General features: G+C 70.7%; 7 protein-coding genes. 2 read left to right on the forward strand and 5 right to left on the reverse strand.

The window, feature by feature from the left end; genetic code table 11:
- On the reverse strand, positions 1 to 503 hold a 503-nt coding region (locus C667_RS16120; RefSeq protein ID WP_004369626.1), incomplete at its 3' end, for a DUF4131 domain-containing protein.
- Positions 504 to 1,524: 1,021 nt separating this feature from the next.
- Between C667_RS16120 and C667_RS16125 the strand changes: the two genes are divergently transcribed.
- Positions 1,525 to 2,082 (forward strand): DUF2062 domain-containing protein, encoded by a 558-nt coding sequence (locus C667_RS16125; RefSeq protein ID WP_004369628.1) that lies wholly within the window; start codon positions 1,525 to 1,527, stop codon positions 2,080 to 2,082.
- Positions 2,083 to 2,172: 90 nt separating this feature from the next.
- Here the strand turns inward: C667_RS16125 and C667_RS16130 are convergent, their stop codons facing one another.
- The 3 genes from C667_RS16130 to C667_RS16140 form a co-directional block, all read right to left on the reverse strand.
- Positions 2,173 to 4,197, reverse strand: coding sequence for a methyl-accepting chemotaxis protein (locus tag C667_RS16130; protein WP_004369629.1), 2,025 nt, complete (start codon positions 4,195 to 4,197; stop codon positions 2,173 to 2,175).
- A 106-nt stretch (positions 4,198 to 4,303) separates the two neighbouring features.
- Entirely contained in the window at positions 4,304 to 5,005 is a 702-nt protein-coding gene (gene lolD, locus C667_RS16135) for a lipoprotein-releasing ABC transporter ATP-binding protein LolD (RefSeq protein ID WP_004369631.1), read from the reverse strand.
- On the reverse strand, positions 4,998 to 6,254 hold the full coding sequence (locus C667_RS16140) for a lipoprotein-releasing ABC transporter permease subunit (protein WP_004369634.1): 1,257 nt from the start codon (positions 6,252 to 6,254) through the stop codon (positions 4,998 to 5,000). Before C667_RS16140 ends, lolD begins: the two co-directional genes overlap by 8 nt.
- Before the next feature lie 187 nt (positions 6,255 to 6,441).
- On the opposite strand from C667_RS16140, the gene C667_RS16145 reads away from it, so the two are divergent.
- Positions 6,442 to 8,403, forward strand: coding sequence for a CHASE domain-containing protein (locus C667_RS16145; protein WP_004369636.1), 1,962 nt, complete (start codon positions 6,442 to 6,444; stop codon positions 8,401 to 8,403).
- Here the strand turns inward: C667_RS16145 and C667_RS16150 are convergent.
- A partial coding sequence (locus C667_RS16150; RefSeq protein ID WP_004369638.1) for a YgiQ family radical SAM protein occupies positions 8,400 to 9,891 on the reverse strand: 1,492 nt, incomplete at its 5' end. The genes C667_RS16145 and C667_RS16150 overlap by 4 nt on opposite strands.

The raw sequence follows: 9,891 nt of genomic DNA on the forward strand, positions 1-9,891 counted from the left end.
CGCCCCAGGCGCACGGCCAGCGCCCAGCGCTCGCCCGGGCGGGGCATGGGCAGCATCGGCGGCGCCCCGGGGTCGCCGTCGGCGTCGGCATCACCTCGCTCGGGTCGCCAGCCGAGTTGCACGAGGCCGGGCACGCCCGGCGTGTCGGGCTCGACCTCAAGCTCGAAGCGCCAGCCCGGCCCGCTCGCCCGTGGCAGCCCGGCCACCCTGCCCCGCAGCGACAGCTCCACGCCCTCGAGCGTGCCGGCAAGCTCGTCGCCCAGGCGGACCTCGGCCCGCCACGCCGCCCAGCCCACGCCTGCGGCAAGCGCGGCAAGGGTGGTGAGCGCGATGCCGAGCCAGCGCGGGACCGCTTCGTCCGCACCGGAGACCCGGGCCAACGCCGCCCGCAAGCCTACCGCCAGGGCCACCCCCAGCCAGCCCGCGACCGCGAGGCCGTCGAGCGAGTCCACGCTCTGGACAAGGAGCGTTCCAGCAAGAAAGCCGAGGGCAATGGTGCGCATGGCATTCATTATGCCTTAGGCATTAAAGGGAGCGCACTCTTTCACCGACCGGGTTCCGCCCGGGCCTCCTGCCTTAGCGCCACGAGCGCTCAGGCGGCGATCAAGATCCGCACCCACCTCGACCACCGCACCGCCCCATCCGCGGCTGCCGCCGCTCCTACACGGGCCTCCGCAAGCGCGATGGTTCCTGTCGGAGCGCCGGCAGGCGCGAAGGCAGCGGTGGAGTTCTGCAAGCGCGTCGATTGTCGGACCGCCGGGTTCGCAGCTGCCGCAGCTCCTACAAGCAGGCCTCCGCAAGCGCGATGGTTCCTGTCGGAGCGCCGGCAGGCGCGAAGGCAGCGGTGGAGTTCTGCAAGCGCGTCGATTGCCAGATCGCCGGGTTCGCAGCTGCCGCAGCTCCTACAAGCAGGCCTCCGCAAGCGCGATGATTCCTGTAGGAGCGCCGGCAGGCGCGAAGGCAGCGGTGGAGTTCTGCAAGCGCGTCGATTGTCGGACCGCCGGGTTCGCAGCTGCCGCAGCTCCTACAAGCAGGCCTCCGCAAGCGCGATGATTCCTGTAGGAGCACCGGCAGGCGCGAAGGCAGCGGTGGAGTTCTGCAAGCGCGTCGATTGTCGGACCGCCGGGTTCGCAGCTGCCGCAGCTCCTACAAGCAGGCCTCCGCAAGCGCGATGATTCCTGTAGGAGCACCGGCAGGCGCGAAGGCAGCGGTGGGGTTCTGCGCGCGCGTCGATTGTCGGACCGCCGGGTTCGCGGCTGCCGCAGCTCCTACAAGCAGGCCTCCGCAAGCGCGATGGTTCCTGTAGGAGCGCCGGCAGGCGCGAAGGCAGCGGTGGAGTTCTGCACGCGCGTCGATCGCCGCACCGCCGGGTTCGCAGCTGCCGCAGTTCCTACAAGCAGGCCTCCGCAAGCGCGATGGTTCCTGTAGGAGCGCCGGCAGGCGCGAATTCGGCGCCCGGCATCGGTGCTGACGTCGCTCCCCCGCTCCCCACGTTTGCTAGACTCGCGCACCCGGACCGACGCCATGCGCAAGCTCTTCAAACGCCTTCTCCCCGACCACCGCAGCGTCAGCGAGAATCGCTGGCTGCGGCCGTTCGCGTCCACCCTGCTGCATCCGCGGCTGTGGCACCTCAATCGTCACTCGGCGGCCGGGGCGGTGGCGGTGGGGATGTTCTGCGGGCTGATTCCCGGCCCGTTCCAGATGCCGGGCGCGGCGCTCTTGTGCGTGCTGTTCCGGGTCAACCTGCCGCTGGCACTCATCACCACGCTGTACAGCAACCCGCTCACCATCGTGCCGCTCTACCTCGCGGCCTTCGCCATCGGCAGCCTGATCTCGGGGGACGGCGAGGTCGACTTCATCCCGCCGCCCGAATTTGCCGGCTTCGATCCGGTGCGCTGGGCGTCCGACCTGGCCGCCTGGGCGGGCGAGCTCGGCCGCCCGCTGGTGGTCGGGCTGATCGTGCTGGCGGCGACGCTGTCGATGGTCTCGTATCTGGCGGTGCGCTGGGGCTGGCGGCTGTGGCTGATCCGCCAGTGGCGGCAGCGGCGCCGGCGCGGCGACGCCTTGCGCGCCCGCGAATGAGCACGCCCCGGAAGCGGCGCAAGCTGCGCGCCGATCCCGGGGCGTTCCAGGAGCACATCGATGCGGCGGCGCCGGGCGCCGTCGCGGCGTTCACACGCGGAAGCGGCTGGCCTGTTCGCGCAAGGTGCCGGCGAGCTGCTCGAGGGTCTCGGCGGTCGCCGTGGTCTCGCGCACAGTTACGCTGTTGTGCTCGGTCATGTCGGCGATACGCTCGATGTTGCGGGCGATGTCATTGCTCGCCAGGCTTTGCTCGTGCAGCGCGGTGGAGATCTCGCGCACCGCGGTCAGGACCTGGTCGGCGCCCGCGCTGATCTGCGCCATCGACGAGCCGGCGCGGTTGCTCATCTCGACGCCGTCGCGCACGCGCTGCACGCCCTGCTGCATGGTGTCGACCGCGCGCTCGGTGCCCTGCTGGATCGCCGCCACCATGCCGCCGATCTCGCGCGTGGCGAGCGAGGTGCGCTCGGCGAGCTTGCGCACCTCGTCGGCTACCACCGCGAAGCCCCGCCCGGTCTCGCCCGCGCGCGCCGCCTCGATCGCGGCGTTGAGCGCGAGCAGGTTGGTCTGGTCGGCGATGTCGCGGATGGAGTCGACGATCGCGTTGATCTGGCGCGACTTCTCGCCGAGCTCGCGGATCGCCTCGCTGGACAGGTCCACCGCCTCGGCGATGCGCTCCATCTCGGCCACCGACTGCTCCATGACCGAGCGCCCCTCCTGCGACAGGCGGCCCGAATCCTCGGCGAGCTGCTGCGCCGTCGAGGCGTGGTGGGCGATGCCGTCGACCCCGCGCGTCATCTCCTCGACCGCGGCGGCGACGCCGGAGGCGGCATCGCTCTGGGTCTCGGAGCCCTGCAGCACGCGCCGCGCCGAGGACGACATCTCGGTAGCAGCGCTTCCGACGTGGGCTGCGCCGGTCTGGATGTCACGGATCAGGCCGGCGACGTGATCGGCCATCGAGTTGAACTGGCGCGCCACCTCGGCGAGCTCGTCGCGTGCCGAGAAATCCACTCGGCTGCGATAGTCGCCCGCGGCGAAGCCCTGCGCGCCGGCCGAGAGTTCGCGCACCGAGCGCACGATGGCGAGGTAGATGCCGATGAAGAGATAGCCGGCGAGCAGCATCCCGAGCACCGAGATCGCCACCTGGGCCTGCAGGCGCTGGTTCAGCTTGTCGAGGCGCGCCCCGAGCAGGCGGCCGACCTCGGGGCGCAGCACCTGGTCGAAGTTGCGCACCGCGGTGTCGATGGCGCCGGTGACCAGCTCGAAGAAGGCCGTCGAGCTCAGGCCGAAGCGCTGGTCGAGGAGCTCCTGGCGGGTGGCCTCGCGCACCCGCGCGACCCCCTCGGAGATCTCGCGCCCCATGCCGTCGACGCTGCCGGCCAGGCTGGCGTTCGCGGCCGCGGTGCGCCGCAGGCGCTCCAGGACGGCGGATTCGGCACGGCCGATCTCGGCGAGCAGCGCGACCAGGGCGTGCTCGTCGCTGCGCGCGAGCTCGCGACGGGCGCTCAGCGCCGTGCCGCGGGCGCGCAGCTGACCGAGCCGCTCGCTGAGCTCAGGCAGCGCGCCGAGCAACGGCGCGAGCAGGTTGGCGCTTGCCGGCTCGGGGTCGAGCGACAGCCCGGAGGCGTCGCCGAGCTCGCCGAGCCAGCGCATCAGCCCCGCGATCGTCGCGGTGTGCAGGCGGAAGTTCTCCGCCCCCGGCATGGAGAGTCCGCTGTCGGCGAGGCGCACCAGCTCCGCCCGCTGTGCCTGCCAGCCCGCGCGCAGGCCCGACCAGCCGGCATCGGCGTCGATCGCCGCGTCGAGCGCGCCGATCGCGGCACGCAGCTCCGCCGCCTTCGCCTCGCGCTTGGGCGCCAGCTCGCTGCTGCCGCCCAGCACCCCGGCGGACAGGCCACGGTGCTGCTGGGTCTTGAGGATCACGCCGAAGCCGGCATCGAACAGATGCAGGCCGGCGATCTCGCGTTCGGTGACGCGGATCTCGTCGCGCAGGCTGCTGAAGATCTGCGCCAGCAGGATCACCGAGGCGACGGCGCAGACGAGGATGATGAGCCCGAACTTGAGCGGATAGCTCAGGCGATCGAGCAGGCGGACGGCAGGCTGGAAGAGGATTTTCATGGCTCGATTCCCGGCGCGGCGCCGGACAGGATGGTCTTCGAGCCTGTATACGGTCGTTTCCGGCAAAACTTGACCCATCCCAGGGCGTCGCCGCGGAATTTTTTCCTCAAGCGCCGAGCCGGCCATCCACCAGGCGCAGCGTGCGCTGCGCACGTGCGGCCAGGGTCTCGTCGTGGGTGACGATCACGAAGCTGGTCGCCAGGCGCTCGTTGAGCGAGAGCATGAGATCGAACACGGCCCCGGCAGTGCGGCGGTCGAGGTTGCCGGTGGGCTCGTCGGCGAGCACGCAGGCGGGCTGGGTGACCAGCGCGCGCGCGATCGCAGCACGCTGGCGCTCGCCGCCCGAGAGTTCGCCCGGGGCATGGTCGAGGCGGTGGCCTAGGCCGACCTCGCGCAGCATCTGCGCGGCGCGCTCGTCCGCCTCGGCGCGCGCGACGCGGCGGATGTAGAGCGGCATCGCGACGTTCTCGAGCGCCGAGAACTCCGGCAACAGGTGGTGGAACTGGTAGACGAAGCCGAGCGCGGCGTTGCGCAGCCGGCCGCGCGCGCCCTCCGACATGGTCGAGAAGTCCTTCCCCATGAGCCGCACGCTGCCCGCGCTCGGCACGTCGAGCCCGCCGAGCAGGTGCATCAGCGTGCTCTTGCCCGAGCCGGACGAGCCGACGATCGCGACGCGCTCGCCTCGCCGCACCTCGAGCTCCACGCCGTCGAGCACGCGCACGGCCTCCGCGCCCTCGCGGAAGTGCTTGGACAGCCCGGTGCACGCGACCACCGCGGGCTGCGCGCCGGGGTTGAGGGTTTCACTCATAGCGCAGCGCCTCCGCGGGATTGACCTTCGAGGCGCGCCAACTCGGGTAGAGCGCGGCGATCAGGGTCAGCACGAAGGACACCGTGACGATGGTGCTCACGTCCGACCACAGGACCTGCGAAGGCAGCTCGTTGATGTAGTAGATCTCCTTGTTCCACAGCGTGGCGCCGGTGATCGTCTCCAGCGCCGGGATCACCACGTCGAGGTTGTGCGCGATCGCCAGCCCGCCCGCGACGCCCGCGGCGAGGCCGACGAGGCCGATCACCGAGCCCTGCAGCACGAAGATCGCCATGATCGAGGCCGGGCTCGCGCCCAGCGTGCGCAGGATGGCGATGTCGGCGTACTTCTCCTGCACCGCCATCACCAGCGTGGACACGATGTTGAAGGCCGCGACCGCGACGATCAGGAAGAGGATCAGCGTCATCATGGTCTTCTCGAGCGCCACCGCGCGGAAGAAGTTGGCGTGGCTGCGCGTCCAGTCGGCGACGACGAGGCCCGGCTCGCTGATCGTCATCGCCAGCTCGCGCGCCACCCGCGGCGCCGCGAAGAGGTCGTCGAGCTTGAGGCGCACGCCACTCACCGCGTCGCCCAGCCGGTACAGCGCCTGCGCGTCGGCGATGTGCACCAGCGCGAGGCTGGAGTCGTACTCGTACATGCCGGCCTCGAAGATCCCCACCACCTCGAACTGCTTGACCCGCGGCAGCACCGCCGCCGGCGTCACCAGGCCCTGCGGCGCGATCAGGGTGACCTTCTCGCCCAGGCGCACGCGCAGCGCGGCGGCGAGGTCGCGCCCGAGCACGATGCCGAAGCGCCCGGCCTGCAGCGCATCGAAGCTGCCCGCCTGCATGTAGCGGCCGAAGTCGGCGACCTTGTCCTCCGCGGACGGGATCACCCCGCGCACGAGCGTGCCGCGCACACCCTCGTCGAAGGAGAGCATGCCCTGCTCCTGCACATAGGGCGCCGCGGCGCGCACCGCGGGATGGCGCAGCGACTCGTCGGCGACCTGCTGCCAGGCCATGAGCCCGCCCTCCGGGCTCTGCACCTGCACGTGCGAGGCGACACCGAGGATGCGGGTGCGCAGCTCCTCCTGGAAGCCGTTCATTACCGAGAGCACCACGATCAGCGCCGCGACGCCGAGCGCGATGCCGAACATCGACACCAGGGAGATGAAGGAGATGAAGCGGTTGCGCCCCTGGGCGCGCTTGCGCGAGCGGGTGTAGCGCAGGCCGACGAGGAGTTCGTATGGCATTGCTTGCGGTTGCCGGTGGCCGGGAAGGACAAGGCCGGCATTGTGCCCGCTGGCGGCCGCGCGCGCGACCTCGAAACGCATGCGGATGTAAGCCCTGCCGCGGGTTCGGCCGTGCGCGCGGGCTGGTAGCCCCGCGCGATTCGTGGAACACTCGTAGATAAGCCTTCCAGTCGCAAATCATCCGCCCATGACGCAGGACGCCGGCTCTCCGCAGGTTCGTACTGGCGGCATGCTCGATCGCAGCACGGCCGCCTGGATCGCGCTCGTGTCCGGCGTGGTGTTGACGCTGGTGCTGTGGCACTACGTCGGCGAGCACCTCGAGGACAGGACCCGCGACCGCTTCGACAACCACGCCGCGCTCGCCCGCGACAACCTGCTCTCGCGCGCGCAGGCCTACGAGCAGGTGCTGCACGGCGGCGCTGCGCTGTTCGCGGCGAGCGAGGTGGTGAGCCGCGCCGAATGGGCCGCGTATGTCGCATCCCTCCACCTCGAACGCTCGCTGCCCGGCATCCAGGGCACCGGTTTCACCATCGTCCTGCCCCCGGCGCGGCTCGAGGCCCACGTCGCCGCGGTGCGCGCCGAAGGCTTCCCCGACTACACGGTACATCCGCCCGGTTACCGCGACCCCTACAGCAGCATCGTGTATCTGGAGCCCTTCGACGGGCGCAACCGGCGCGCCTTCGGCTACGACATGTACTCCGAGCCGGTGCGCCGCGAGGCCATGGAGCGCGCGCGCGATACGGGAATGGCCGCGCTCAGCGGCAGGGTCACCCTGGTGCAGGAGTTCGGCCCCGAGGTGCAGCCCGGCTTCCTGATCTATGTCCCGGTGTACGCGAAGGCCACGCCCGTGGACAACGTGGAGCAGCGCCGCGCCGCCTTGCTGGGCTACGTCTATGCGCCGTTCCGCGCCCACGACATGATGCAGGCGATCTTCCGCGACGACCTGCGCGACGCCGACATCGAGCTGCACGACCTGCACGAGTCGCCGCAGACCCTGCTCTACGCCTCGGCCGAGCGCAATCCCGCCGCGCACTACGTCGTCACCCACGCGGTCGAGGTCGCGGGGCGCAACTGGGTGGTGCGCTTCGCCAGCACCCCCGCCTTCGAGGCCGGGCATGCGAGCGCGGAGCCGGCGCTCATCCTCTACGGCGGCAGCGCGCTCAGCGTCATGCTGTTCGCGGTCATGCACAGCAACGCTCGCCACCGCCGCCGCATGCGCGCCGCGGCCCTGCACCTCGCACGCAGCCGGGACGAGTTCCGCACCCTGGTCGAGAACGTGCCCGGCGTCGTCTTCCGCTGCGCGATCGAGGCGCCGTGGAAGGTGATGCACATCAGCCGCGGGATCACCCTGCTCACCGGCGCGACGCCCGAGGAGTTCATGTCGGGCCGGGTCACGTTCGGCGACTTCATCCTGCAGGAAGACGTGCCGTCCATCGTCGCCGCGATCGAGAACGCCCGTGCCTGCCATGCCAACTACGAGGTGGAATACCGCATGCGCGGACGCGACCGGCGGATCCATTGGGTCAGCGAGCGCGGTCGGGTGGCGGTCGACGTGGAAGACAAGCCTCTCCGGCTCGATGGCGTGATCATCGACGTCACCGAGCGCAAGACCGCCGAAGAGGCGATCCGCAACCTCGCCTTCATCGATACGCTGACCCAGCTGCCGAATCGCCGCTTCCTGCTCGACCGCCTGCGCCAGGGCCTGGCCAACGCCCGACGCCATGGGCGCCACGGCGCCCTGCTCTTCATCGACATCGACCACTTCAAGCGGGTGAACGACACCTACGGCCACGAGGCGGGCGACCAGCTGCTATCCGAGATCGCGGCGCGCCTGCGCCAGGCGGTGCGCGAAGGCGACACCGTGGCGCGCCTCGGCGGCGACGAGTTCGTGGTGATGCTGGAGGATCTCGGCGAGACCGCCCCCGAGGCGGCGGACAAGGCGACGCTGATCGCCGACAAGATCCTCACCGATTTGAACGCACCCTACGAACTCGGGACGGTACGACACCGCAGCACGCCCAGCATCGGCATCGCCTGCTTCGACGGTGCCGAGGAGCGCGCCGAAGACCTGCTGCGGCGGGCCGACGAGGCGATGTACCGGGCCAAGGCCGGCGGGCGCAACCGGCTGGAGACGCAGCAGATTTCCTAAGCGCCGCGCCTGCTGCGCGGCTTGGCGCAGCCACCCGGCTTGCGCTCGCCCGCCCCGCCTCCAGAGCCGCGGACTGTGGTCCCGCGCCCACCCGCGCCGCCCTTGCGATCCGCCGCTCCGGGCGCGCGACCGGCCTCGCGGCCTTTTGGCGCCGGACGCCCGGCTCCCTCGCGCGCCCCCCCCGCCTTCGCCGCCACGAGCTGTGCCGGTTGCTGGCGCGGCACCAGGCAGTGCGGGCCGTTGCCGATCAGCTCGGCGTGCCCCATCTCGATCAGCGCCTCGCGCAGCAGCGGCCAGTTCTCGGGGTCGTGCCAGCGCAGGAAGGCCTTGTGCAGCTTGCGGATCTTGCCCGCGCGCGCGGTCTCGACCACCTCGGAATCCGCCGACACCTTCTTCAGCGGGTTCTTGCGCGAGTGGTACATCGTGGTCGCCAGCGCCATCGGCGTGGGCAGGAAGGTCTGCACCTGGTCGAGACGAAAGTTGTTCTTCTTCAGCCACAGCGCCAGGTTGAGCATGTCCTCGTCGGTCGTGCCCGGGTGCGCAGCGATGAAGTACGGCACCAGGTGCTGCTTCTTGCCCGCCTGCGCCGAGAACTTCTCGAACATCTGGCGGAATTCCTCGTAGGCGCCGATGCCCGGCTTCATCATCTTGGAGAGCGTGTTCTCCTCGGTGTGCTCGGGCGCGATCTTGAGCAGGCCGCTGACGTGGTGCGTCACCAGCTCCTTCACGTACTCCGGCGAGCGCACCGCCAGGTCGTAGCGCAGGCCCGAGCCGATGGTGATGCGCTTGATCCCCGGCACCGCGCGCGCCTTGCGGTACAACTCGACCAGCGAGGAGTGGTCGGTGTTCAGGTTCTCGCAGATCCCCGGATACACGCAGGACAGGCGCCGGCAGTTCTCCTCGATCGCCTTGCTCTTGCACGCCATGCGGTACATGTTGGCCGTGGGCCCGCCGAGGTCGGTGATGTGGCCCTTGAAGTCGGGCGACTTGTCGCGGATCTCCTCGATCTCGTGAATGATCGACGCGTGCGAGCGGCTCTGGATGATGCGGCCCTCGTGCTCGGTGATCGAGCAGAAGGTGCAGCCGCCGAAGCAGCCGCGCATGATGTTGATCGAGAACTTGATCATGTCCCAGGCCGGGGTCCGCGCGCCGCCGTAGCTCGGGTGCGGCGCACGCGCGAAGGGCCGGTCGTACACGAAGTCCATCTCGGGGGTGGTCAGCGGCACCGGCGGCGGGTTGATCCACACGTCGCGCGCGCCGGGGCCTTCGCCGTGGCACTGCACCAGCGCGCGCGCGTTGCCCGGGTTGGATTCGAGGTGGAACACGCGCGAGGCGTGGGCATACAGCACCGCGTCGTCCTTGACCTCTTCGTAGGACGGCAGGCGGATCACCGTGCGTGCGCGGTCCGCGCGGCGCGCGGCCAGGCGCTCGGCCGCCGGTACGATGCGCACCGGCTGGCCGCCGTCGGCGGCGGGCTTGGGCGCGGCG

The organism is Thauera phenylacetica B4P (genome assembly GCF_000310225.1).
Classification (GTDB): Bacteria; Pseudomonadota; Gammaproteobacteria; order Burkholderiales; family Rhodocyclaceae; genus Thauera; species Thauera phenylacetica.